The sequence below is a fragment of the Pseudarthrobacter sulfonivorans genome (genome assembly GCF_014712225.1).
GTDB classification, from domain to species: Bacteria; Actinomycetota; Actinomycetes; order Actinomycetales; family Micrococcaceae; genus Arthrobacter; species Arthrobacter sulfonivorans.
In genome coordinates this window covers 70,752-94,662 of the sequence record NZ_JACXBW010000015.1, presented here as the reverse complement: position 1 = coordinate 94,662, position 23,911 = coordinate 70,752, and the positions used below count along the sequence as shown (strand labels likewise).

24 protein-coding genes are annotated in these 23,911 nt (G+C 67.1%); 7 read left to right on the top strand and 17 right to left on the bottom strand.

Annotated elements, in window-relative coordinates:
• Positions 1-43: 43 nt before the first annotated feature.
• From proC to IAQ70_RS17800, 6 genes are all read right to left on the bottom strand, one after another.
• Complete coding sequence (gene proC / locus IAQ70_RS17825; protein WP_190990692.1) at positions 44-877, bottom strand: pyrroline-5-carboxylate reductase; 834 nt, start codon at positions 875-877, stop codon at positions 44-46.
• A gap of 294 nt (positions 878-1,171) precedes the next feature.
• Positions 1,172-2,197, bottom strand: a complete 1,026-nt coding sequence (locus IAQ70_RS17820; protein WP_190990691.1) for a Ppx/GppA phosphatase family protein — start codon at positions 2,195-2,197, stop codon at positions 1,172-1,174.
• A gap of 50 nt (positions 2,198-2,247) precedes the next feature.
• Entirely contained in the window at positions 2,248-2,700 is a 453-nt protein-coding gene (locus IAQ70_RS17815; RefSeq protein WP_190990690.1) for an SseB family protein, read from the bottom strand.
• Between the two features lie 138 nt (positions 2,701-2,838).
• Positions 2,839-5,568 (bottom strand): type I DNA topoisomerase, encoded by a 2,730-nt coding sequence (gene topA / locus IAQ70_RS17810; protein ID WP_190990688.1) that lies wholly within the window; start codon positions 5,566-5,568, stop codon positions 2,839-2,841.
• Positions 5,569-5,728: 160 nt separating this feature from the next.
• Positions 5,729-7,465, bottom strand: coding sequence for a DUF7059 domain-containing protein (locus IAQ70_RS17805; RefSeq protein ID WP_190990687.1), 1,737 nt, complete (start codon positions 7,463-7,465; stop codon positions 5,729-5,731).
• Between the two features lie 53 nt (positions 7,466-7,518).
• Positions 7,519-8,307, bottom strand: coding sequence for a MerR family transcriptional regulator (locus tag IAQ70_RS17800; RefSeq protein WP_190990685.1), 789 nt, complete (start codon positions 8,305-8,307; stop codon positions 7,519-7,521).
• A 147-nt stretch (positions 8,308-8,454) separates the two neighbouring features.
• On the opposite strand from IAQ70_RS17800, the gene IAQ70_RS17795 reads away from it, so the two are divergent.
• The 3 genes from IAQ70_RS17795 (at position 8,455) to IAQ70_RS17785 (ending at position 10,130) form a co-directional block, all read left to right on the top strand.
• Positions 8,455-8,892: a hypothetical protein gene (locus IAQ70_RS17795; protein ID WP_190990683.1), complete on the top strand. Its 438-nt coding sequence runs from the start codon at positions 8,455-8,457 to the stop codon at positions 8,890-8,892.
• A gap of 38 nt (positions 8,893-8,930) precedes the next feature.
• Positions 8,931-9,434, top strand: coding sequence for a hypothetical protein (locus IAQ70_RS17790; RefSeq protein ID WP_190990681.1), 504 nt, complete (start codon positions 8,931-8,933; stop codon positions 9,432-9,434).
• 171 nt (positions 9,435-9,605) lie between these two features.
• Entirely contained in the window at positions 9,606-10,130 is a 525-nt protein-coding gene (locus IAQ70_RS17785) for a hypothetical protein (RefSeq protein WP_190990679.1), read from the top strand.
• 46 nt (positions 10,131-10,176) lie between these two features.
• On the opposite strand, the gene trhO is transcribed toward IAQ70_RS17785, so the two are convergent.
• Complete coding sequence (gene trhO / locus IAQ70_RS17780) at positions 10,177-11,070, bottom strand: oxygen-dependent tRNA uridine(34) hydroxylase TrhO (protein ID WP_190990677.1); 894 nt, start codon at positions 11,068-11,070, stop codon at positions 10,177-10,179.
• Between the two features lie 194 nt (positions 11,071-11,264).
• Here trhO and IAQ70_RS17775 point away from each other — a divergent pair, with 194 nt between their 5' ends.
• Together IAQ70_RS17775 and IAQ70_RS17770 are read left to right on the top strand one after the other, a co-directional pair.
• The gene (locus tag IAQ70_RS17775; protein WP_190990675.1) at positions 11,265-11,957 is read left to right on the top strand and encodes a GNAT family N-acetyltransferase; all 693 of its coding nucleotides are present in this window, start codon (positions 11,265-11,267) and stop codon (positions 11,955-11,957) included.
• Positions 11,958-11,984: 27 nt separating this feature from the next.
• Positions 11,985-14,417: a DEAD/DEAH box helicase gene (locus IAQ70_RS17770; RefSeq protein WP_317983701.1), complete on the top strand. Its 2,433-nt coding sequence runs from the start codon at positions 11,985-11,987 to the stop codon at positions 14,415-14,417.
• On the opposite strand, the gene IAQ70_RS17765 is transcribed toward IAQ70_RS17770, so the two are convergent.
• The 8 genes from IAQ70_RS17765 to IAQ70_RS17730 all read right to left on the bottom strand — a co-directional run bounded on the left by IAQ70_RS17765 (position 14,390) and on the right by IAQ70_RS17730 (position 20,257).
• Positions 14,390-14,752: an Rv3654c family TadE-like protein gene (locus IAQ70_RS17765; RefSeq protein ID WP_190990673.1), complete on the bottom strand. Its 363-nt coding sequence runs from the start codon at positions 14,750-14,752 to the stop codon at positions 14,390-14,392. The two genes, IAQ70_RS17770 and IAQ70_RS17765, sit on opposite strands and share 28 nt — an antisense overlap.
• On the bottom strand, positions 14,749-15,222 hold the full coding sequence (locus tag IAQ70_RS17760) for a TadE family type IV pilus minor pilin (RefSeq protein WP_317983700.1): 474 nt from the start codon (positions 15,220-15,222) through the stop codon (positions 14,749-14,751). The genes IAQ70_RS17765 and IAQ70_RS17760 overlap by 4 nt, the downstream gene beginning before the upstream one ends.
• Positions 15,223-15,293: 71 nt before the next feature.
• A complete protein-coding gene (locus IAQ70_RS22835; RefSeq protein WP_223860279.1) occupies positions 15,294-15,656 on the bottom strand; it encodes a DUF4244 domain-containing protein in 363 nt (120 codons plus the stop codon).
• Between the two features lie 140 nt (positions 15,657-15,796).
• On the bottom strand, positions 15,797-16,420 hold the full coding sequence (locus tag IAQ70_RS17750) for a type II secretion system F family protein (protein ID WP_190990669.1): 624 nt from the start codon (positions 16,418-16,420) through the stop codon (positions 15,797-15,799).
• The gene (locus IAQ70_RS17745; protein WP_190990667.1) at positions 16,417-17,298 is read right to left on the bottom strand and encodes a type II secretion system F family protein; all 882 of its coding nucleotides are present in this window, start codon (positions 17,296-17,298) and stop codon (positions 16,417-16,419) included. Before IAQ70_RS17745 ends, IAQ70_RS17750 begins: the two co-directional genes overlap by 4 nt.
• Positions 17,295-18,473 carry a TadA family conjugal transfer-associated ATPase gene (locus tag IAQ70_RS17740; RefSeq protein ID WP_317983703.1) on the bottom strand — a complete coding sequence of 393 codons (1,179 nt, stop codon included), beginning with the start codon at positions 18,471-18,473 and terminating at the stop codon, positions 17,295-17,297. Before IAQ70_RS17740 ends, IAQ70_RS17745 begins: the two co-directional genes overlap by 4 nt.
• A gap of 125 nt (positions 18,474-18,598) precedes the next feature.
• Positions 18,599-19,714 carry a septum site-determining protein Ssd gene (gene ssd, locus IAQ70_RS17735; protein ID WP_190990665.1) on the bottom strand — a complete coding sequence of 372 codons (1,116 nt, stop codon included), beginning with the start codon at positions 19,712-19,714 and terminating at the stop codon, positions 18,599-18,601.
• 327 nt (positions 19,715-20,041) lie between these two features.
• On the bottom strand, positions 20,042-20,257 hold the full coding sequence (locus IAQ70_RS17730) for an AsnC family protein (protein WP_190990663.1): 216 nt from the start codon (positions 20,255-20,257) through the stop codon (positions 20,042-20,044).
• A gap of 109 nt (positions 20,258-20,366) precedes the next feature.
• Between IAQ70_RS17730 and IAQ70_RS17725 the strand changes: the two genes are divergently transcribed.
• Complete coding sequence (locus IAQ70_RS17725) at positions 20,367-22,079, top strand: bifunctional 3'-5' exonuclease/DNA polymerase (protein ID WP_190990661.1); 1,713 nt, start codon at positions 20,367-20,369, stop codon at positions 22,077-22,079.
• 113 nt (positions 22,080-22,192) lie between these two features.
• On the top strand, positions 22,193-22,390 hold the full coding sequence (locus IAQ70_RS17720) for a YegP family protein (protein ID WP_190990659.1): 198 nt from the start codon (positions 22,193-22,195) through the stop codon (positions 22,388-22,390).
• A 7-nt stretch (positions 22,391-22,397) separates the two neighbouring features.
• On the opposite strand, the gene IAQ70_RS17715 is transcribed toward IAQ70_RS17720, so the two are convergent.
• Entirely contained in the window at positions 22,398-23,075 is a 678-nt protein-coding gene (locus tag IAQ70_RS17715; RefSeq protein ID WP_190990657.1) for an NUDIX hydrolase, read from the bottom strand.
• Complete coding sequence (nth, locus tag IAQ70_RS17710) at positions 23,072-23,911, bottom strand: endonuclease III (protein WP_407682601.1); 840 nt, start codon at positions 23,909-23,911, stop codon at positions 23,072-23,074. Before nth ends, IAQ70_RS17715 begins: the two co-directional genes overlap by 4 nt.

Genomic DNA, 23,911 nt, shown 5'->3' with positions numbered 1-23,911 from the left:
CGGGAGCCGGTGGGGACTTGCGAGGTTAGGGAGCGGGTGGGGATTAGCCGAGCTGCCGGGAGATCTCCGCGGCACGGTCGGCTGCGGCACGGGCGCCGGCAGCGATGATGGCCGGCAGGCCCCGTTCCTCGAATGTTGCGATGGCGCGTTCGGTGGTGCCGTTCGGGCTGCTTACGCTGATGCGGAGCGCTGACGGGTCCGCGCCCGGCTCGGCAAGCATAAAGCCCGCCCCCGCCACGGTCTCCCTGGCCAGGAGGAGCGCCAGATCATGGTCCAGGCCCAGCTCGACGCCGGCGGCCGCCATGGCCTCGGCGAGGTAGAACGCGTAAGCCGGGCCCGAGCCGCTGATGGCCGACACAGCGTCCACCTGCTCCTCGGGCACCTCCACCACGGTGCCGGCGGCCTTGAAGATGTCCTTCGCCTGCTGCAGCTGCTCGGGCGAGCAGTGGGTCCCCGGCGATACCGAGACGACACCGCGTCCCAGCTTGGCGGGTGTGTTCGGCATCGTCCGGATCACCGGCTGGCCGGCCGGCAGCGCCGCTTCAAGCTGCGCCAGCGACACGGCGGCGGCCACACTGACAACGATGGTCTTCGGCGACAGTGAGCCACTGATTTCACGCGCCAGGTCCGCGATGCCGACAGGCTTTACGCCAAGAATCACGACGCCGGATCCCTTGGCTGCCTGCTTGTTGTTGTCCGGCTCCTCGTCACCGGCGATGGCCGTAATGCCGTGGTGGCGTTCGGCCAGTTCCGCAGCGCGTTCTGTTCGCCTGACAGTGGCCACGACGTCGGCGGGGTCGGTGCCGGCCTCAAGGAGGCCGGCAAGGATGGCTTCGTTCATGGATCCACAGCCCAGGAAGGCGATTCGGTTGCTCATGGACCCATCATTGCAGTTCGGCCGGACGGGTGCAGAAATGAACTAATCGGCCCCGGTGGGAACTCGCCTATTTCGACTCCCAGCGGATTCCCATGTTGGCTGCAGCTTGCTCACAAGTTGCCGCCCTATCGTAGTTATTACCTCATTGAGGGTGCGAGTGATGCGGCAAGCATGGGGATGCTTGCCCGAGGCGTCGGTGGTCTGCAGCAGGTTTCCCCCATTTTCCTGCTGCGGACCCCGGCGCTTTCGCGTTAACGCGTGGGACCCCCTCAGTAAGGGCGCTGCCTTAGCGGGTCAGCCGGCGCTGGGGAGCGCGGCCTCGGGCGCAGGAGCCGCCCGCAGCTCCGCAGGGACGGGCACACGCACGTGTGGTGCCGGATCCAGCGGGCCCGCAAACACCAGCTGGTCCAGGCGCCGCAGGATGAGTCCCTCGCGCAGTGCCCAGGGGCAGATCCTCATTTTCTTGAACTTGAACATCTCCAGCGCCGCCTCAGCCACGAGTGCCCCGGCGAGCAATTGATGGGCGCGGGCATCTGACACCCCGGGCAGGAAGAGCCTGTCCTCGACCTTCATGGCGGAAATGCGCTGGGCCCAGACCCCCAGATCCGTCCCGTTGAGCTCCCGCTTCACGTAGGGGCCGGCGGCGCTCGGGGCCGCCCCGGCTATCCGCGCAAGCGAACGGAAAGTCTTGGAGGTCCCCGCCACCAGGTTGGCCCGGCCCAGACCCTCGAACCTGCTCACCGCCGGGGCGAGCGTACTCCTGATGTAACGTCGGAGCTCCTTGACGCTTTTGGCCGACGGCGGATCCTCAGCCAGCCAGTCCCGGGTAAGGCGGCTCGCTCCGAGGGGGACGGAGGTGGCAACTTCAGGCAGCTCATCCTGGCCGAACGCCATTTCGAAGGAGCCGCCCCCGATGTCCAGGTTCAGGACCGGTCCGGCTCCCCAGCCGTACCAGCGGCGCACGGCAAAGAAGGTCATGGACGCTTCTTCGCTCCCCGTCAGTTCCTGCAGTGTCACCGTGGTTTCGTGTTTGACCCGCGCCAGTACCGCTGCGCCGTTGGTGGCTTCACGGATGGCCGATGTACAAAAGGCCAGCAGGTCATCGGCCTTGTGCCGGGCGGCAAACTCCCAGGCTTCGAGGACGAACTCAGTCAGCTCGTGCTGCCCGGCATCGGTGATGTTGCCGTCACCGTCCAAGTACTGCACCAGGGACAGCGGCCGCTTGTGGGAGGCGAAGGGTACCGGGCGCGCGCCAGGGTGAGCATCCACCAGGAGAAGATGGACAGTGTTGGACCCGATATCGAGGACGCCTAGCCGCATCCTGCCATTATTCCCCCGGCCGGGCCTTCACTCACAACCGGTCCAAAATGTCAGTTGGCGGACGGGTTTTCGGGTGAGCCGTCGGGAAGCTCGTCGGCGCGCTTGAAATCGCGCTTGATGTTGGCGACGCCCTCCGGGTTGATCTCGAAGCCGTAGGCGGCTCCGGGGTTGATCACCATGCCCAGTTCCTCGCCGATGTTGGCGATGATGGCTGCGCCCTGCGTCCCCAGGACGTTGGGGGCCGCCTCCAGGTATTGCTGGTCCACCCGGCTGGGGTGGGAGAACACCGCCAGGACCGGGTCGCCGTCAGCATTGGCCAGGACCAGCGGCTCCACCTGGGAATCCTCGCCTTCGATGCCGTCAGTGCTGATGACGTAGACCTCGCTGTTGAGGAACGACAGGATGACGTCCACCGGGCTGCCCTCAGGCTGTCCGCCCAGGGCGAGCTTCTCTTCGAGGTCGTTCAGCGGCGTGGGGTCGGCTGTGCCGGGCTGTTCAGTCATGTATCTACTCGACCACGTTGAGCCCGGCACCGCAATTCCGAGGATGACACACAGACAGGGATGGGAGGAATCCGGCAGCGTGCGTCTAAGCGAGGAACGAGCGAGCACGCCGAGGATTTCTGCCATCCCTGTCCGGAGTTACTTTTTGGCCGGGGCCTTCTTTTTTGCTGGGGCCTTGCGGGCCGTTGTGGTGCGCTTGACCGGGCCCTTGGCCCGCTTCTCGGCCAGGAGCTCGATTGCCTGTTCGCGGGTCAGTTCCTCCAGCGAGGTGGCACGCGGCACGGTGATGTTGGTGATGCCGTCGGTGATGTACGGGCCGAAGCGGCCTTCCTTCACCACGATGTTCTTCTCCGAGACTGGGTCCGGACCGAACTCGGCCAGCGGCGGCACCGCGGCACGGGCGCCGCGCTGCTTCGGCTGGGAGTAGATCTCCAAGGCCTGCTCCAGCGTGATGGTGAAGATTTCCTCTTCCGTGCCGATCGAGCGCGAGTCGGTGCCCTTCTTCAGGTACGGGCCAAAGCGGCCGTTCTGCACCGTGATGAGGTTGCCTTCGGCGTCCTCCCCGAGTGCGCGGGGCAGGCTCATCAGCTGGAGCGCCTCGTCCAGGGTGACGGAATCAACGGTCATCGATGCGAACAGCGACCCGGTGCGAGGCTTGGCCTTGACGGGCTTCTTCGGCGGCTTGGGCTTGCCGTTCTTGTAGTACTCAACAGGCTGGTTGGCGATCTGTTCCTCGGTCATCTCCGGGATGACTTCGGTGACGTAGGCGCCGTAGCGGCCGTTCTTCGCAACCACGGTGTGGCCGGTGTGCGGATCCGCACCCAGGACGCGTTCTTCCGGGGCAGCCGTTTCCATCAGTTCGATGGCCTTGGCAGCGGTGAGCTCGTCCGGAGCCAGTTCCTCAGGCACGTTGGCGCGCGAGTTCTCAACGATTTCGCCGGTTTTCGGATCAACCGTGGCAACTGAGCTTTCCAGGTAGGGGCCGAACTTGCCCACCCGCAGCGTGATCTCATCCGTGATGGGAATGGAGTTGATTTCCCGGGCATCGATCTCGCCCAGATTGTTCACGATGCTGAGCAGGCCGGGGTCGGACTCCTCGCCGAAGTAGAAATGGCGCAGCCACGCGGACCCCACGGCCTGGCCGTTGGCGATCTTGTCCAGGTCGCCTTCCATGTCAGCGGTGAACTCGTAGTCCACGTAATCCGTGAAGTGCTGCTCGAGCAGGCGGATCACCGAGAACGCGATCCAGCTCGGCACCAGCGCGGAGCCCTGCTTCCGGACGTAGCCGCGGTCCTGGATGGTGGAGATGGTGGAGGCATAGGTCGACGGGCGGCCGATGCCCTTCTTTTCCAACTCGGCGGTCAGCGACGCTTCGGTGAAGCGCGGCGGGGGTGATGTCTCGTGGCCCACAGCCACAACGTCCGACGCCGTGAGGGCGTCGTCCTTGGCCACGTTCGGCAGCCTGCGGGCCTCGTCGGAGTCGTCGTCGCCGCGGCTCTCGTCCTTGCCTTCCTCGTAGGCGGCCAGGAAGCCGGGGAAAGTGATGACGGTGCCGGAGGCGGAGAATTCAGCATCCCGGCCGTCTGCAGCAACCGCGCCGAGGCGGATGGTGGCCGTGGAGCCCTTGGCGTCGCCCATCTGGGATGCGACGGTACGCTTCCAGATCAGCTCGTACAGGCGGAACTCGTCACCGGAAAGCAGTTTGGCCACCTGGGCCGGGGTGCGGAACGAGTCGCCGGCGGGGCGGACGGCCTCGTGGGCTTCCTGCGCGTTGGCGGCTTTGTTGGAGTAGACGCGCGGTGAGGCGGGGATGTACTCCGGGCCGTAGAGCTCGGAGGCCTGGCGGCGGGCGGCCGTGACGGCTTCGTCACTCAGGGCCGAGGAGTCGGTACGCATATAGGTGATGTAGCCGTTTTCATACAGGCGCTGGGCGATCTGCATGGTGCTCTTGGAGGAGAAACGCAGCTTGCGGCCGGCCTCCTGCTGCAGCGTGGAGGTGGTGAACGGCGCCGCGGGACGGCGGGTGTACGGTTTGGTGTCCACTGACCGGACGCGGAAGTCCGCATCCTGGAGGCCGGCAGCCAGGGACGTGGCCAGTTCCTCGTTCAGGTGAACGGAATTGCGGGCGGTGAGCTCGCCGGCGTCGTTGAAGTCGCGGCCGCTGGCCACCTTGGCACCGTCAACGGCGGCCAGTTTCGCTTTGAAGGAGGCGGAGCCCGCGCCGAACTGGCCCGTCAGGTCCCAGTAGGAAGCGGCTTTGAAGGCCATGCGTTCGCGTTCGCGGTCCACCACCATCCGGGTGACCACTGACTGCACACGGCCGGCGGACAGGCCCCGGGCCACCTTGCGCCAAAGCACCGGGGAAATCTCGTAGCCGTAGAGGCGGTCCAGGACCCGGCGGGTTTCCTGCGCGTCGACCAGAGCCGTATCAACATCGCGCAGGTTGTCCATGGCGCGGTGGATGGCTTCCTTGGTGATTTCGCCGAACGTCATCCGGTATACCGGGACCTTGGGCTTGAGCACTTCCAGCAGGTGCCACGCGATGGCCTCGCCCTCGCGGTCCCCATCGGTTGCGAGATAGAGGGCGTCTGCATCCTTGAGCGCAGCCTTCAGTTCGGTGACCTTTTTCCGCTTGTCCGCGGAGACCACGTAATAGGGCTTAAAGTCGTTTTCGATGTCGACGGCGAACTTGCCCACGGACGTTTTCTTCAGTTCCGCGGGGAGCTCGGACGGCTGCGGCAGGTCCCGGATGTGCCCGATGGAGGCCTCCACGATGAAGCCCTCGCCGAGGTATTTGGCGATGGTCTTACTCTTGGCCGGGGACTCCACGATCACAAGTTTTTTACCGGTTTTGGCCTTGCTTGGCACGGTGCTCCTACAGAAAAAGGTTGCTCGGGCAGATGAGCCCATATTCGCCTAGTTCACCATATTTTGGCCGAGGATGCGCATTTATGTGGAAAACGCCCAGGTGTGCAGTGCGGTTTCGGGGCACTGATTTCCCCTCCTCCACGGCCTCCCGGGTGCCGCGTCAGCGGGCCGGAAGCAGGAAACCATCGCGGACCAGATTCCCCACTTCGGTGAGGAGCCCGGCGCGGAATGCGTCGTCGTCGAACCCGTCTTCCCCGGCCAGGCTCCCGCCCAGCAGCGCCGCCAGGGCGCCGATGATCTGCCCAACGGAGAGGTCGCCGTCGCACGCGGAAACGAAGCCGGCCAACTCGGTGCTGAGCAGGTTGGTCCGCCGCAGCCCGGCACCCTGCCGGAGCAGGATCACACCCGGGTGCTCTGCGCCGGGGCGCTGGTGGCGTTCCTCGGTGACGTCGTCCGCTACGAGCAGGTGCGCCTCCACCAGATTGTTCGAGGCGAGCCAGTCCGCACGCTCGACGGCGGCACCCAGGTGGGGACCCACTGGCTGTTCGATGGGGTACGTGATTTCCTCGAACCGGCTGATGCGTGCGGCGTCGGATCCTGCCGTGTCGGATCCTGCCGTGTCGGGTCCGGGGGCGGCGGACCCGGCGAGGTTGCGTCCGGCGGCAGGCCGCCGAAGCCAGATCATCCCGAAGCCGATCCCCACCACGTTCCGGGAGGCGAAGTCCGCGAGGTAGGCGGCGTAGGCGTCGCGGTAGTGCTGCCGGTCGCGGGATTCAGAGGCGTCCTGCAGCCACGTTTCGGCATACTGCTCCGGGCTGACCTGTTCACGCTGGATAAACCAGGCGTCCACGTCCGGACTGGCCCAGCTTTGCGGCCGTTCGGCCCAGGCCGCGCCCGCCGGGATCTCCCAGTTGCCCAATAACTGGGCTGTTCCGGCCGGGGCAAGGACGGACGGCAGTGCCCGGACCAGCGATGACACGATTTCGTCCCCGGGCAGGCCGCCGTCGCGGTAGGTGAACTGGCCGGATGCCTCTTCCCCGGACGTCCGCGGCGTGATGACAAACGGCGGGTTGGACACCACCAGTTCGAATTCCTCACCGGCCACGGGGTCCAGCAGCGAGCCCCGCCGCAGGCTCACCCGGTCCTCAAGACGCTCAGGATCCAGGTGCAGCGCCGCCGCGTTGAGGAGCAGGTTGAACCGGGCGAAGGCCAGCGCCCGCTCCGAGATGTCCGTGGCCGTGACATGCTCGGCGTGGTGCAGCAGGTGGAAGGACTGGATTCCGCAGCCCGTCCCCAGGTCCAGCGCCTTGGCCACATGCCGCCGGACGGTGGTCTGCACCAATGTGGTGGACGCCTGTCCGATCCCCAGCACATGGTCATGCCGCAGCATTCCAGCCTGCTGGTGGGCGGCGAGGTCGCTGGCCACCCAGAGCTCGGCGCCGCCGCTGCCATCGTCGTTGGCATCCCAGCCATAGGGCCGCAGGTCCGCCTTGGCCTGCATCAGTTCAGTGCGGGACAGGTCGGCGCCTGACGGCCCGGCGCCGGGCACGGGCTCCAGCAGCCCCAGCTCCACCAGTCCGTCCGCACGGATCCCCGGCAGGGCGGCGTCGAGCGTTGCCCGCGTCTGCGGTTCCGCCAGGAGCCAGAGGCGCACGACGGCGGCAAGCGCCGCCGTCGCAGGCGCACCCTGGGCGGCACTTTCGGTGGCCAGCAGCGCAGGGATAATCTGGTCCCGGTTCAGCGCGTTGTAGGCTGACTGGCCCAGCAGGCGGGCCACGCCGTCGAGCGTGTAGTCCACCGCCCGCATGTCCGCGGCGAGCGCCCTCAGGAATTCTGGAAGGTCGCTGCGCGGGGCGTCGGGGGTGTTGCCGGCCAGGAAGAGGGTGGAATCAGTCACCGCCCAAGTCTATTGGCGGGCTGTCCTGCGCTTGCTGCGCTCCGTGTGGCGGGCTACAGGTTCTTCTCGGCGTAGATCTTCAGGGCATCCCGGACGAAGCCGGCCCCGTCCTTGCCGCCGTAGTTTTTGGCGAACCTGGGATCCGCGACGTACATCTCGCCGAGGCCGGTGACGTACCCCCTAACGTCACCCCTGCCCGCGCCGCCATCTCCTTCGCCGCCATGGGCGTCCGACGCCGGCGTGCCGGGGATGCCGGTCAGCCATTCGACGTGACGCTTCGCGAGTGCCTGCGCTTCCGCACTGTCCGGAGTGATGCCGGATGTGGCGGCAGCGATCCAGTCCTCACCGAGTTGCTGCGAGCGCTGCTTCCAAGCCGCCTTCTCATCGGCGCTCATACCGCGCCACCACGAGTCCCCCTTGGCATAGGCGTCCTTGCCCCAGCGTTCCTCCACCTCGTCCTTGTACTGCGTGTGGTCGAAACCGTTGAACATGTCTTCCGCCATGATTTCGCCGCCTCCTTTAACTGTGTTGATGGTTTGTGTGACTGATGCGATTTGCCGCGCCAGCCTGTCCTGTTCCTGTTCGAGCCATCCGAGATGGCCCGTGAGGGCCTTCACGGCGTCCGTTTCGTCGTCGAGCACCTGGGAGATGACCGGCAGGCCCAGCCCGAGCCCGCGCAGGAGCAGGATGCGCTGGAGTTGCACCAACGCCGCCTGGTTGTAGTAGCGGTAGCCGTTGTGGCCGGTGCGGCTGGGCTTAAGCAGGCCAATGTCGTCGTAGTGCCGCAGCGTCCTGCTGGTGGTGCCGGCGATTCGGGCGATCTCCTGGATGGGCCAATCCATTGTCCTCCTGCCTAAGTTCTTTCTGGAGTGTGGTTGTAGGTCTGGCTGGGATGTGACCGGCTGATATTTCAACAATAAATGTTGACGTAACGTCAAGGTCAAGGGACCGCGGCATGAGAACGCCAAGGGTCCCGGTAAGTTTGAAGCATGGCTCTCTTTCCCACCTCCATGCCGCGCGCCCTGACCGCCGTGGCCGCGGCCGCCGTCGTTCTGGGCATCTCCGGCTGCGCCCAGCAGCTCTCCGTGGAGAACGCCGATGTGCCGGCATGGAAAGCGACGGCGCTGCCTTCCACCGGTGGCATCGTGGCTGAGGACTCCGGCAGAATCCTCAATGCCCGCCCGGTGGACCACACGGAAAACCTGCCCGCCGGCACCTACACGTTGACCCTGGTTTGCGACGGCGGCGGCAAGGCCTTTCTCGCCGTGCGGTCCGCGGGCCAGGAGCTCGTGGACCTCGGCGCGGCCTGCTACGGAACCCGGGAAGCCACGAAAATCACCTTGGCTAAAGCCGGAACACTGGACCTCAGCGTCTCCAGCGTGGACGCACCGACGCTTTACGCCTACCAGCTCGTGCAGGCCGGGTAGTAGCCGTGGACCCCAGACGCCTTGCGGTGGCTGGCGGAATGTTACTGGCAGCGGCGTTGCTGGGCGGGTGTGAGTACGCGGAGGCAGGACCGCAGCCTGGTGGGAGCACCCCTGCCCTGCGGCCTGCCCCCGACTCCGCCGCCGGAACCATCAGCGCGGAGGAAGCCGCCCGCCAGGCGGAACTGATAGCGGAAGTGGAGTCCCTCATGGGTCCCCCCGGTGGCGTCGTTTCCCTCGGGGCTACCGGCGGAATGCGGGGCGGTCAGGGCATTAACACCTCGGGCCAGTTGCCGGACGCCGGCACGTACGCTCTGCGTGCCGCCTGCACGGACGGGCCCGGTGCCATCCTGACGGTCCGCCAGCACGGAGCGCTGCTCCTCTCGCAGCGGATTGTCTGCGGCACGCCGTACGACGCCGTGGTTGACCTTGCGCCCGGCCAGGTTTCGGCCGGGCTTGAACCCCTCGGAAACGTAGGTTTGGTGGGCGGCGCCGTCCGGTTCGCCGGGCCGCCGCCGCCCGGCGAAACCGGGGCCGCCGGCTGATCCCGGAGACCGGGCACCGCCTTTGGCCGTCCCAGGTTAAGTAGGGGAGCCTCTTCCCGGTCCGGCCGGTCCGGGCAGCCTTAGACTCGGCCTATGCCGGCAATAAGGGGAGCGCCACTGCGCCGTCAAGCGGCTGTCTTGCCGGGTCCTGGCCATCCCCGGAAAGTCTCCTTGCGCTCCAGGCCGAGGGCCGCCGTCGTACTCTCAACGGCGGCCTTCCTGCTGGCCGGAGCTGCCTTGGCGGGGTGCGAATACAGCTACAACGACGGCTGGCGGCCTGCCCTGGGCGAAGGTGCTTCCGGAGGCCCGCCTGTCATGGTGTCTTCCACGCCCTACGATCCCTGGCAGCGGGATCCCGTCGGCGAAGCGGACATGGAAGCCTGGCTGCAGGAGTCCCAGCTGGGCGACGGTCTGCAGGTGGCACACCGGGCCTACGGCCTCCTGCGTGCGGGGGAGGTCAGCACCGAGATCAGGGCGGCCCTGCCGGTGGGAACGTACATCCTGGCGCTCGCATGCCGGGGTCCGGAGCCCGTCACTTTCCAGGTCAGCGGCGACAGCGTCACCATGGTGGACGTGGATCTGCGCTGCGGACCAAGGCTGCAGAACGTGATCCGTCTGTCCAAGGAAACGGCCCTGACTTTCCGCGTGGAAGCGAAGTCGGAGGCCAACTACGCGTACCGGCTGCTCCTGCTCTGAGCCCTGCCGTGCGCCATCCGGCGGACGACCCTCGGGGGGGCAGCGCTCAGGCAGCGCAGCCTTCCGGGCAGCGCAGCGTCTCCGGGCTGGCAGCGCACTCGGCGCAGTACAGCGTGAGGGTACGGCAGCTGAGGTTGGAGCAGTTCTCGAACTTGCTGGTGGGCGCGGCGCAGCGGACACATTCGCCGATGGTTTTCGCGTCCTCGCTGAATTCCAGGTGCATGCGTTTGTCGAAGACGTAAAGCGAACCTTCCCACAGGCCCTGGTCCTTGAACGTTTCGCCGTAGCGGACAATGCCGCCGTCGAGCTGGTAGACCTGCTTGAAGCCGCGGTTCACCATCAGGCTGGAAAGCACCTCGCAGCGGATGCCGCCGGTGCAATACGTGACCACGGGCTTGTCCTTGAGGGCGTCGTACTTGCCGGAATCGAGTTCCTTGATGAAGTCGTGCGTGGTGGCTACGTCGGGGACGATCGCGTCCTTGAACTTCCCGATCTGCGCTTCGAAGGCGTTGCGCCCGTCAAAGAACACCACGTCCTCCCCCGCCTGCTTGCTGGCGTCCACCAGTTCATGCAGTTCCTCGGGCTTGAGGTGGGTGCCGCCGCCCACGACGCCGTTCGCATCGACCTTGAGCTCGCCGGGAGCGCCGAAGGAGACGATCTCGTCCCTGACTTTGACGCTCAGCCGCGGGAAGTCCTCCGCGCCGCCGTCGGACCACTTCACGTCGATGCCGTGGAAACCCTTGTATTCCCGCGTGGTCTTGACGTATTGCTTGACCGCGCCGATCTCGCCGCCCACCGTGGCGTTGATGCCGTCCCTGGAGATCAGGATGCGGCCGGTCAGCCCCAGTTTCTCGCACAGGGCACGCTGCCAGAGCCGCACCGCGTCCGGATCAGCGATGGGGGTAAAGCCGTAAAAGAGCACAATTCTGTTCAAAGCCACGTATTTAAGGGTACTGGCTTTGGCCTCAACGGGCCCGCCCGCCTCTTACTCCTGGCAGCGCCGGGCTGCCAGGGCGGCGTCTCTCCTGTTCAGGGCGGATTCGGCCGCACGACAGTGGTCACGATTGCATAAGTAAGTCACTTCCGGGTACGGAACCCCTGTTACTTGCGACGGGGCTGGAATACCCTCATCACATGAGTCCGGACGCCTTGGTTGAAGACATCACAAACCTTCTTGAAGTCTGGGTAACCGGTTGGGCCGGTTGCCGCGGGTACCAGACATCAACTGAAGGCCGCTTCCCCGCTGCACTGCGGGCCGACACCACCGGGGAATGGGAATACTTCTCCCACGACCCCTCCGACGACGAGTTCGCGGCTTTGGTGGCCAAGACCACAGAAGCTCCGACGCGGATTCTGACCGTACTGACCAACGATGTTCTCCGGTATACACAGCTGGCCGAGAAACACGGGCTGAACATCACCTCCGCGTCGCAGGCCATGATGATCGTGGATATGGAAACCCAGGACACCGAAGATCCCTGGCTCTCGGATGACGATTTGAACCTGGTCATGTCCGAACTCGACGGCATCCACCACGCCGTTGTCCGCTCCGGTGATGACGTAGCGGCCAGCGGCAGGGTATTTGTGGTGGACGGGACGGCGGTGTTCGACAAGATTGTGGTCCAGCCCGCGTTCCAGCGCCGCGGACTGGGCAGTTTCATCATGAAGGCCCTCGCCGCGCAGGCCATCGGGCCGGATGTGGAAAACGGCCTGCTGCTGGCTTCGCTGGATGGCCAGAAACTGTATTCGCACCTGGGCTGGTCCACCGTGTGCCGTGTGCTGATGCTGTCCACCTCGGACGAGGATGGCGACCTCTCCGGAGGCTGATTTTTCCGCGGGTGAAAGAATGTTGGGGTGAACCCCCATGACTCGCTGATCCCGTTGCTGGGCCGCGGCCCGGACCCGGAGCAGCTCCGTCATGTCCACACCATCCCCGCACGCCAGGCCGTCCACGAGCCGTGGCCGGATTGGGCCCACCCCGACCTGGTGGCCGCCTACGGTTCCCTGGGCATCCACGAGCCGTACCGGCACCAGATCCAGGCCGCCGACCTCGCCCACAACGGTGAGCACGTGGTGATTGCCACCGGCACTGCCTCCGGAAAATCCCTCGCCTACCAGCTGCCGGCGCTGGACGCGATTCACCGCTCCGAGCTGCGGGTGGTGTCCGAGCCCGGGAAAATCCACGACGACGGCGCCGTCACGCTCTACCTCTCCCCCACGAAGGCGCTAGCCGCCGACCAGCTCGCCGCCATCCGTTCCTTGAAACTGCCCACCGTGAGAGCCGAGACGTACGACGGCGACACCGACCCCGCGTCCCGCCGCTGGATCCGGGACCACGCCAACTTCATCCTGGCGAATCCGGACATGCTGCACTTCGGAATCCTCCCAAATCACGCCTGGTGGGCCAGCTTCTTCCGCCGCCTGCGGTACGTGATTGTGGATGAGGCCCACAGCTACCGCGGCGTGTTCGGTTCACACGTGGCAAACCTGATGCGCCGGCTGCGCCGCATCTGCGCCTACTACGGTGCCGGCACCTCCCACCCCGGCCCGGTGTTCATCGCTGCTTCCGCCACGGCCTCGGAGCCGGGTGTGTCGTTCGGGCGGCTGATCGGGGCGCCGGTCCGGGCTGTTGCCGAGGACTGCTCCCCGCATGGTTCCACCACGGTGGCGTTCTGGGAGCCCGCGCTGACGGAGCTGAAGGGCGAAAACGGGGCCAAAGAGCGCCGCACGGCGGTCGCCGAGACCGCTGACCTGCTGGCGAACCTGGTCTCCTCCAGGATCCGGACCATCGCCTTCATCAAGTCCCGGCGCGGCGCGGAGACCATCTCTTCGATCACCAAGCGGCTCCTGGACGAGGTGGACCCAAGCCTCCCGCAACGCGTGGCCGCTTACCGCTCCGGCTACCTGCCGGAGGAACGGCGCGCTTTGGAGAAAGCCCTCCGCTCCGGTGAGCTCCTGGGCGTCTCCAGCACCTCCGCCTTGGAACTGGGGATCGACATTTCGGGGCTGGACGCCGTGCTGGTGGCCGGGTGGCCCGGAACCCGGGCGTCGCTGTTCCAGCAGATCGGGCGGGCCGGCCGCGCGGGCCAGGATGCCATTGCTGCGTTCGTTGCCAGCGATGACCCCCTGGACACCTACCTGGTGAACCATCCCGAGGCGATTTTCGACGTCTCGGTGGAAGCGACTGTGTTTGATCCCTCCAACCCTTATGTTTTGGGGCCGCATCTTTGCGCCGCCGCCGCAGAGCTTCCGCTTGGCGTGGCCGAACTGGGTCTCTTCGGCAGCACGTCCGAAAAACTGCTGGGGCAGCTTGTTGCCCAGGGCTACCTGCGCCGCCGGCCTGCAGGCTGGTTCTGGACCCACTCCCAGAGCGCTGCCGCCATGGTGAACCTTCGGGCCGACGGCGGCGGACCGGTGAGCATCGTGGACGCGGACACGGGCTCCCTGCTGGGGACCATGGACTCGCCCCAGACGCACTACCAGGCCCACACAGGGGCGGTCTACGTGCATCAGGGCGACAGCTACGTGGTGGAGGACCTGAACGAGGACGACCACTGCGTAGTGGTCCGCCGCGCCAATCCCGACTATTACACCACCGCCCGGGACGTCACCCAGATCGAAGTCCTCGAAACCCAGCGGACCGCGCAGTGGGGTGATGTTTCCGTGCACTTCGGCGACGTCAAGGTAACAACCCAGGTGGTCTCCTTCCAGCGGAAAGCCTTGATCTCCAACGAAATCCTGGGTGAGGAACCCCTGGAGCTGGGCGCCAGGGACCTGTTCACCAAGGCCGTCTGGTTTGTGGTGGAGAACCGTTCGCTGACCGGTGCGGGGCTGATCGAGGCCCAGTTTCCCGGAGCCCTGCACGCCGCCGAGCACGCGGCGATCGGACTGCTGCCCTTGGTCGCTTCCAGTGACCGCTGGGACATCGGCGGCGTGTCCACGGCCATCCACGCCGACACCGGGGTGCCCACCATCTTTGTGTACGACGGGCACCCCGGCGGAGCGGGCTTCGCCGAACGCGGTTTCGACAAGGCGAAGGTCTGGCTCTCCGCCACGCGGGACGCCATCAAGGCCTGCGAGTGTGAGTCCGGCTGCCCGTCCTGCGTCCAGTCCCCCAAATGCGGGAACAAGAACAATCCCCTGGACAAGGCTGCGGCCATCACACTGATCGATGTTCTCCTCAAGGACGCGAGCGAAGCCCCTCCCCGGGACCTGGAACCATCAGCGCATCCGGAACGCGACCTCAACCCGGCTGCGGCTCAGGGCGGCGGCCCGGCCCGCGCATGACCGCTGGCGGCACCCAGCATGCTCCGTGCGTTGAGCATGGTCCGGACCTCCACTGTCAGCCCTGCCCCTTCCGCGCAGCTCGTGAGAACGGCATCGTGCCGTGAAGCCACCGCCGCGGCCACGGCACAGGGATCCCCCGAGGTGAGGCCGCGCAGGGCGTCCGCGCCGGCGAGTGCACCAAGGTCCGCCGCTGCGGCTGCCCTGCTCGCCATCACCGCTGACTGCGCCAAGAGGAGCATCAAAGTCATGGCCATGATGATCACCAAAGCCAGCCCCGCCGCCAGGACCGTTCCCGATCCACGCTCGGGGTGGTCCCGGATCCGGACGCCCCTCACGCGATTGCCTGTAGTGCTGCCAGCGGTCCTGGTGGCACCACGTTGGGCAGCAAGGCTGGCCGAACATGGGCCGGCCACACCTGGTGTAGCGAAGCACGGGCCGGCCACACCTGGTGGAAGGGCAGGCCAGGGAGGGCCGTGCCCGAGGCTGCCGGCGATTCACTGCGTGCCGTTGCCCGCGCGGTCAGGGTCCACGGCACCGTGGCCCCCATGGGCCCGCCAACCCTGTCAGTAACGGTGACGCTCAGCCACTCGCCGTCGGCCGTCACGGACGCCGCGGCCGACGCTCCCGCCATCGTCCTGACGACGACCTCGACAGCGGCCGGGTCCTCGCCGCGTGCCAGTGCCCTGGCGCCGGCGTGCGCTGCCTCCTCGAGCCTGAGCTGGGTTACGCCGGCAGCGGCCCCGGACAGGAGCAGAGCGAGCAGCAGCAGGACGGCCGGCAGTGCCACTGCGAACTCAGCCGTCACGGCACCGCGGGCGTTCTCAGACCCACGGCGGTGCTGCTTTCTGTCCGGGTGCAACGCTGCCGGCGCCGCACTCATGGCAAGGCCAGCGCCGTGCGGATGAGGTTCAGCAGGAATCCCCGTACTTCGTCACTGCGGAGAATGAAGACGAGGAGCCCGGCGAAGCCCACCGCGGCCAGGGTGGCGATGGCGTATTCGGCAGTAGCCATTCCGGCCTCCGAAGCGTTGAGCCATTGCCGGCGCTCCTTCGCCTCACGAACAACGGGGTAAAGCTGCACAACGTTGCCGGTGGGCTCCGGGGCCTCCTGTCGTTGGCAGGTACACGCGTCCCATCGTGCATCTGCCGGTGCTGCGGAGTCCCATGCTGCGGTACCGGCAACTTCCATGCTGAGCTCCGGTTCTGGGGCGGATGAAAGGCTGTATTGGGTGATGGTCATTGTTATGGTTTCCCTTCTGCGCTCCGGCCGAGTTGCCGGCTGCTTCGACTCTTCCGGGCCTCCGGCGGGGCGGTAAGGGCGAACCTTTCCCAAGTGGAAAAGGTGGCCTTTTCCACGGCTGTGGAGGAAAGGACAGGAACTCAGGATCCGGAGGGCACCAGTGCCAGGAGAACCGGGACCACGCCCAGGCAGATGAAGGCTGGCAGCGAGCAGAGGCCCAGCGGAATGACCAGCTTCACGCCCAGGGAGGCAGCCCGCTTCTCGGCAGCGCGGAACCTCTCCCGCCGTAACCGGGCGGCCTGGGCATAAAGAATGGCCGACGACGGAGCGCCGGTCAGCGCCGCGAACCCGAGGGCGTCACGCAGCTCCAGGATCTCGGGAAGCCGGACTTCGGAACTGCGCCAGGCCGTCTCCCAGTCGGCACCGATGGCCAGTGCTGCGACCACGGGGCGCAACGCCTTGCAGTAGTCCTTGGACGCGGAAGCCGCCACAAGTTCCAGGGAACGGCCAATCCCTGACCCGGCGTCCAGCATCGCAGCCACAAGCTCGAGCATCATGGCGGTGTCGCGCAGCCCGTCAACAGAGTCCTCGCCGCTACCCCGGACTGGGGCGTCGACCGCGCCCGGGCGCCCCGGCTGGTTGCCCGGCTGGTTGCTCAACCCCAGCAGCCGCAGCCGTACGCGGCGTGGCTGCGAGAAGGCCAGATAGGAGACGAAGATCAGGACAATGGCCAGTGCCGCTCCGGGCACAACTGGGGCCGTCATGGCGCGGCTCCTGCGGCGGCGTGTACGAGATGGGCGGACCAGATTCTCCCCGCCATGGTCAGGGCAACTCCTGCCGCGAACGCCGCCATTCCCAGTGGCGTCCCGAACAGCATCGCCAGCGGATCCACGCCCAGAGCCATTCCCAGGCCCAACCCCATCACCGGGAGCCACGTCAGGAGACTCACGGTGGCCTTTGGCCCGGCCAGTGCTGTCTGTCTGGCCGCGTCGGCGTCATCCTCTACCTCCAGTTGGGCCGCAAACCGCGCCAGGACGTCAGCCAGCGGACAGCCGCTGGCTTCTGCAATGTCAAAGCACGCGGCCAGCTCAAGCCAGATCCGCGCTTCCCTGTCGACAGCACGCGGAAACGCCGCCGGAGCGGCCCGCCTTATCGCTTCGGACGCCGGCAGGCCCCGGAATGCAGCCGCCCTGACGGCACCCAGCATCGTCAGGGAACCTGCGCTAAGGCGCGGGCCATTCCGTCCGGTGCCTGACATCTTCGTTGGATTTGGCTGCCCGGCAAGGCCCTCGGGCCGACGTGGACCTGCTTCCGGGCGGCCGTGGTGGACCAGCCATAATTCGTCCCACAGCCGCGACGGAGTGCGCCCGCCCTTCAACAACGCGGCCAGTTGCTGCACCACCAGCGTCAGGGAAAGTTGCCCCTGCCCTTTTCCAGCGCGACGTGCCTTGCGCCATGCGTCGGGGCTGAATCGCGGCCCGGCACGGCGCACCCCGGCATCACCCGGCGAACCCCCGCCGATGGCGGCCCGGCCCTGCCCTGCCGGTCCGGCGGCCCGACGAAAGCGGCCCGCCGGGCCGCCCGGTGGTCTCAACTGCAGGATGACGGCCAGCATGAGGACCCCAGCCAGAAACAGCGTCACGCCGCAGCACCGAGTTCCGAAGAAAGCCCCAGCCGCTCACTCAGCGACTCCCAGGCGGGACCGACGGAGGTTCGGCCGCCGCTGTCCTCCAGCGCCGGCACCACGGCGAGTCCGCCGGGGCCGTCCTGCACCAGTCCCACGCAGGCTACCCGGCGCCCCTGGCGGGACCGCTCCACATGGACCACCACGTCGAGGGCACTGGCCGCCTGCAGCCGGACCGCGTCCTGGCCCAGGCCTGCGAGGGCGCCGAGAGCGGTCAACCGTGCGGGGACGGCAGTGGCAGCGTTCGCGTGGATGGTCCCTCCTCCGCCGGTGTGGCCGGTATTCATGGCCGTCAGGAGTTCCCGAACCTCGGCACCCCGGCATTCCCCCACCACCAGCCGGTCCGGGCGCATCCGGAGTGCTTGCCGGACGAGTTCGCCCAGATCCACCTCGCCGCCGCCTTCCAGGTTTCCGTGCCGGGACTCAAGCGAAACAATGTGTGGATGGACGGGGTTCAGTTCAGAGGCGTCCTCTATCAGGACCAGCCGCTCCGCCGGTGAACACAGCCCCAGCAGGGTGGAGAGCAGTGTGGTCTTCCCCGAGCCCGTGGATCCGCTGATGAGGAAGCTCAGCCGGTGCTGGACCATACGTTCCAAAACCTCGTGCACCACGCTGCCGAACATCCCGCCGGACCGGAGCTCGTCCATGGTGAAGACCTGCTCGCGCCGGATCCTGACGCTCAGCAGGGTGCCCGCCGTTGAAATCGGCGGCAGAATGGCATGGACGCGGTAGCCGCCGTCGAGCCTGACATCTACACACGGAGAACCATCGTCCAGCCGCCTTCCGCCGGCCGCCACGAGCCGGGAGGCAAGGGCCCTCACCTGAGCCTCTCCGGCAAACGAGACCCCCGCGGGTTCAATGCCCCTCCCCCGGTCGATCCAGACCGAGTCCGGGGCGTTCACAAAAATATCAGTGACCTGGACATCCCGGGTCAGCTCCTGGAGGGGTCCGAGACCGTTCAGTTCCGCGCTGATCCGTTCGACGGCGGCAAGCGAGCCGGCAGTCCCCAGCAGCCGCCCCGTGGCCTGCACTGCCGCAGCAACGCGGGAGGCGGTGACGGGCCCGGAGTCTGCCATGACTGATTCGCGGACCGTTTCCAGCAGAGCCGAGTCAACGCCTCGCGGGTCCAGCACCCGCGCCTGGCGGCGACGCGTTGCGGCGAGCTTTCCCGGCTGCGGCGGGACAGCCTGCGGCGGGACAGGCTGGAGCGGAACAGGCTGCGGCGGGGCAGGCTGCAACCGGACGCGCGGCCCCGCACTCACGGCACATCTCCGACAGGGATTTCGCCGTCCAACAAATCAAGCACCGACGCGGCGAAGTGCCGGACGCTGCGCCGTTTGCCCAAGTCAAGGAGCCGCCCGTTCTCACCGGCTGCGGTGACACCGCGCAGCTCCGGAACCCGGCCCTGGACGGGCAGCCCCACGGCGTCGGCAATCAGGCCGCCGTCCAGGGCCGCTCCGGCCTTGCCCCGCACCAGCAGAGCCGCCTCAACCGGCGGAAGCTCATGAAGCAGCCGGGCAGTTGCCACCGCGGCCTTCAGCTGTGCCGGCACCACCACGAGGAGCCGATCGCAGTCCCAAGCGAACAATTGCACCGGCTCGGCACCGCGGCCAATGTCCACCACCACCAGTTCATAGCCTCGCCGGGCAGCATCCAGGACCCCGCCGGCGGTGGTGGCGTCCACCGGCGCTGTCCGATCCCGGCTGCCAGGCCAGGACAGGAAAGAAAACCCTCCGACGATCGGCAGGGAATCAGCGAGCTGCTCCGGATCGATGCTGCCGCTCGCGCCGGCAAGGTCAGGCCAGCGCAGCCCGGGCGTCTCCTCGGCCGCCAGGGCCAGTTCCAAACCGCCGCCCCAGGGATCCCCGTCAACCAGCAATACACGGACTCCCAGCCCGGCTGCAGCTTGGGCGATCCAAATCGCGGCGGTGGTGGCGCCGGCCCCGCCGCAGCCCCCGGTGATCCCCAGGACCAGACCCCCGGCCTCCGGCGAGCGCGACCTGCTCAAGTACTCGGCCAGCCATGCCGCGGCGTCCGGAAGCACGGCCACCCGCTCTGCCCCGAGTGCCGCGGCGAGATGCCAAAGACTATCCCCCTCACCATTCAGGCCCACCAGCACCGCGGGTGCACGGCGCCGTGGCGGCAACTCCCGGACATCGCTTCCCACCAGCACAGCGGCCGCGGCATCCCAGTACCTGGCCGCATCCGCGACGTCGGCCACCACCCGCAACTGGCCCCCGGCCGCAGCCACAATCTGTTCCACCTCGCCCTGCAAAAAGTCGTAGCCCGTCACCAGCAGCACCTCGGCCGCAGCAGAATCCGGCAGCCACGCCTCCCCGGGCTGCCTTGAACCCGGCGCACCGGAGGCAGCCATGTTGGACCCGGCTCCTCGCGCAGGGGACGGCCGGGCCCGGGACAGGTGGGACGAGGGCTGATCGGAAGGGGACGGCGATAACTGGTGCCTGCTCATGGAGCAACTCTCCATCGCAGCAACTCAGCGAAACAGTGGCACCGCGCCCTATGTGGACAACTACCCACAGGGTAACTAACCGCACCAAGTCTTAGAGGCCGCGAGCGGCTGCGCGGGTGGTGTGCCTGCCGCGGACGAGGCGCCTTCCGAGGGTCTCATAGAGCGCACTGATCTCCATTGCCCGCTGACGTGTTTCCAGGCTGACCGCTGACCGATGGCCGCTGAAACCTGCTACTGCTTACCGTATTTACGGTGGACGGCCTGTTTGCTGACCCCAAGGCACAGGGCAATCGCCTCCCAGGACAGGCCAGCCTGCCGGGCCTTGCGGACCAGGGAGGCTTCCGTGCGCCCCACTTCCTTCTGCAGTTCAGCCACTGCGTACAGCGCTTCAGCGGGGCCTTTCCCGTCCATCGATGCCACCAGCGTTTTCATCCGATCCACCTCCATGCGTCAACATTAGTTGACGCTCAACTGATCGTCAACATAAGTTGACGAGGGCCGTCCGTCAAACGTGTGCAGTACGCCAGCACCCCCGCCACAAGGCAGAATTGAACCCATGTACCTGCTGCTCGCCGCCCACTCCCACGGCGCTGCCCTCCAGCAGGTCACCCAAACGGGCGATCCGCACCCGGACCGCCCCGAACCGCGGCTGATCAGCGCAAGCGAGCTGCCCGGCGTCGTACGCCACTTCGAAACCCGGCCGCGGGAGGCGGCACCCCGCTGGATCTGGCACCGCACCCAGGACTGGTATCCCGCGCTGCTGGCAGCCGGAGTGGAAGTGGAGCGCTGCTACGACCTCAGTCTTTGTGGCACCATCCTGGCGTATTCGCAGTTCACCGCCCACACCGAATACGCGCAGCAAGCCGTGAAGACCCCGCTGGACGATCCCCAGGAACCGCCCCGCAGCCTCCAGCCGCCGCCCCCGCCGGCCGATCAGGGCGCACTGTTTGAGGACGTCCGGCATCGGGCCCCACGCCACACCCTGGCGGAGCTGCGCGCGGAGTACGCCGCGCAGCAGGCGGCGCTGGCCGACGCGAACCCGGAGGAGAACAAAGGGAAGCGGCTGCAGTTGCTGCTGGCCGCCGAGTCCGCCGGCGCCATGATCGCCGCGGAGATGCAGCACGCGGGTGTTCCGTGGCGCGAGGACCTGCATGAGCAGATCCTGGCCGACTACCTGGGACCTCGCCCGCCGTCGGGCCACCGGCCGGCGAAACTTGAGGCCCTGAACACTGAGCTGCGGGCCCTCCTGAACTCCCCCGCGCTGAACCCGGATTCGCCGCAGGAACTGATGCGCGCCCTGCACCGCAACGGCATCGAGGTCAAAAGCACCCGCCAATGGGAGCTGATGGAATCCAGCCATCCCGCCATCGAACCCCTCCTCGCATACAAGAAATTATCCCGCCTGCACACCGCCAACGGCTGGGCATGGCTGGACGCATGGGTGGGCAACGGCAGGTTCCAGCCCGAATACGTGGTGGGCGGCGTGGTGTCAGGGCGCTGGGCTTCGCGTGGCGGGGGCGCCCTGCAGATTCCGCGCCAGATCCGCGGTGCCGTCCACGCCGATCCCGGTCACAAGCTCATCGTCGCCGACGCCTCCCAGCTGGAACCCCGGGTGCTGGTGGCACTCGCGCAGGACGCCAAAATGGCCGGGGCTGCGCGCGACAAAGACCTGTACGCGGGCATCGCCGCCCAGGGCTTCGGGGGCGACCGCGCCAAGGCGAAGGTGGCCCTGCTGGGCGCCATCTACGGCGCCACGACGGGAGAATCCGGACGGCTGATGCCGCAGCTGGCACGGACCTACCCGCACGCCGTCGGTTTTGTGGAGCAGGCGGCCCGCGACGGCGAGGCCGGCGGCACCGTGACCACGCGGCTGGGCCGCAGCAGCCCGCCGCCGTCGGAACACTGGTTCCGGGGCCAGCAGTCGGCCACGGCGGAGGAGCAGCGCCGCGCGGAATCGATCGCCCGTTCCCGCGGCCGCTTCACGCGCAACTTTGTGGTGCAGGGATCCGCCGCGGACTGGGCAGCATGCTGGCTGGCGGAATTACGACGGCGGCTGCGGGCCTTGCGTGCCGACGGCTCGGTCCAGGCGGAACTCGTCTTCTTCCTGCACGACGAGGTGATGGTCCACGCCCCCGAGGCGGGCGTTGCCGCCTGCATCCGCGCGATCGAGGAAGCAGCCGCTGCCGCAAAGGAACTGCTGTTCGGACCCATCCCGGTGGAATTCCCTGTCAGCGTGGCCGTGGTGGACTCCTACGACAACGCAAAGTAACCTACCCGGCGGTAGCTCGCCAGATCGCGTGAGCCACGTTACAGTCGGGGGTTCCGGGCACCGAGTGCGCGGAAACTCATGCAATGGCGCATACCAAAGGGGAGGTCCGGATCATGCCCGGCAGGTTTGAAATTCATCGAGTAGGCGACGAATCTTATCGGTTCAGGCTCACTGACAAAAACGGCAATATCGTGGCTGTTTCGCCCGACTTCAAGCACATGAACGCGTTGAAGGACGGCATCAAGGCCTTGCGTGAAAACGCGGCAACCGGCGTTGTTGTGGATCTGCGCCACAAACCGCAGCCCGGCTAGGCCGGCGCTAGAACGCCACCTCGTGCAGGCGGCTCCGGTCCCACGGAACCGCCCAGCCCAGCTGCTCGAAGAGGCCATCGAGGATGATCCCGGTGAAGCCCCAAACCAGCACGCCGCAGACGGTGAAGGCAGGGCTGCTGAAGGTCCTGCCGTCACGGCTGACTGTTGCCGTGACCCGGTTGACCGGGTCCAGAAGGTCGCGGACGGGCACCCGGAAAACCTGGGCGGATTCGCCGTAGTCCACCACATGCACGGGCGACGGCGAAGCCCACCATCCGAGCACGGGCGTCACCAGGAAGTTGCTGCGGGCGAGTCCCAGCTCCTGCAGGCTCCCGAGGACCTCGACTCCTGCGGAGTCCAGCCCGGTTTCCTCTTCCGCTTCCCTGAGTGCCGCGGCCACCGGGGTTTCGCCGTCGTCGATGCCGCCGCCGGGGAAGGCGACCTGGCCGGGGTGCGAGCCCAGGGTGTGCGCGCGTTCAAGCAGCAGCACATCCAGGTCGGCCGCCGCCAGGGGTCTGCTGGAGGCGGCCGGAATATCGTCCAGCACGCCGAAGAGCATCAGGACGGCTGCCTTGCGGGCAACAGCTTCGTCCACGGTCAGCGCAGCCCACGCGGTGTTCGGCGCCGTGACGTCGCCGCTGTCCGATCTCTGCACCAACTCGATCAAGTCCTGGCGTGCGCTCATGGGAGCCGCCTTTGTGATTCCATCCGGATTTCCGCGGCCCGATGGGTTTCCGCCAGCAACTGTTCCAGGAGGGCTTCGCTTCCGGGGGCGAGTTCGTATTTGAGGAGCTTGGCTGCCTTGAGGGGATCGGTCTCGCCGAGCCCATAGCTGGGGCACCAGTTGGCCACCGGGCATGCGCCACAGGCCGGCTTTCGGGAGTGGCACACCCGGCGCCCGTGGAACACCACCCGGTGCGACAGCATGGTCCAGTCCCTCGGCTCGAAAAGCTCGGCAACGTCGAACTCGACCTGCACCGGATCCTCGGACTGGGTCCAGCCGAATCGCCGAGCCAGCCGGCCGAAGTGCGTGTCAACGGTGATGCCGGGGACTCCGAAGGCGTTGCCCAGCACCACATTCGCGGTTTTCCGTCCGACGCCGGGAAGCGTCACCAGGTCTTCCAGCCGGCCGGGCACCTCGCCGTTGTACTCGTCCACCAAGCGGTTGCTCAGTGCCAGAACATTTTTCGTTTTGGCGCGGAAAAAGCCGGTGGGCTGCAGGATCGCTTCCAGCTCGGCGGGGTCAGCCTCGGACATGGCGCGGGCATCCGGGTACCGGGCAAACAGGATTTTCGTGACCTGGTTGACCAGCACATCCGTGGTCTGCGCGGACAGGACCGTGGCCACAACCAGCTCGAACGGGTTCCGGAAATCGAGCTCGGCGTGGGCGTAGGGGTATTTCTCCGCCAGTGCCTTGTTGATCCGCCGGGCCCGGCGCTTCAACGCCAGCAAGGACTCCGCGCTGGCCTGGCGGGGTGCGGCAACCCCGGGCGCGGCGCCGGGCGTACGGGAGGTGGCCAC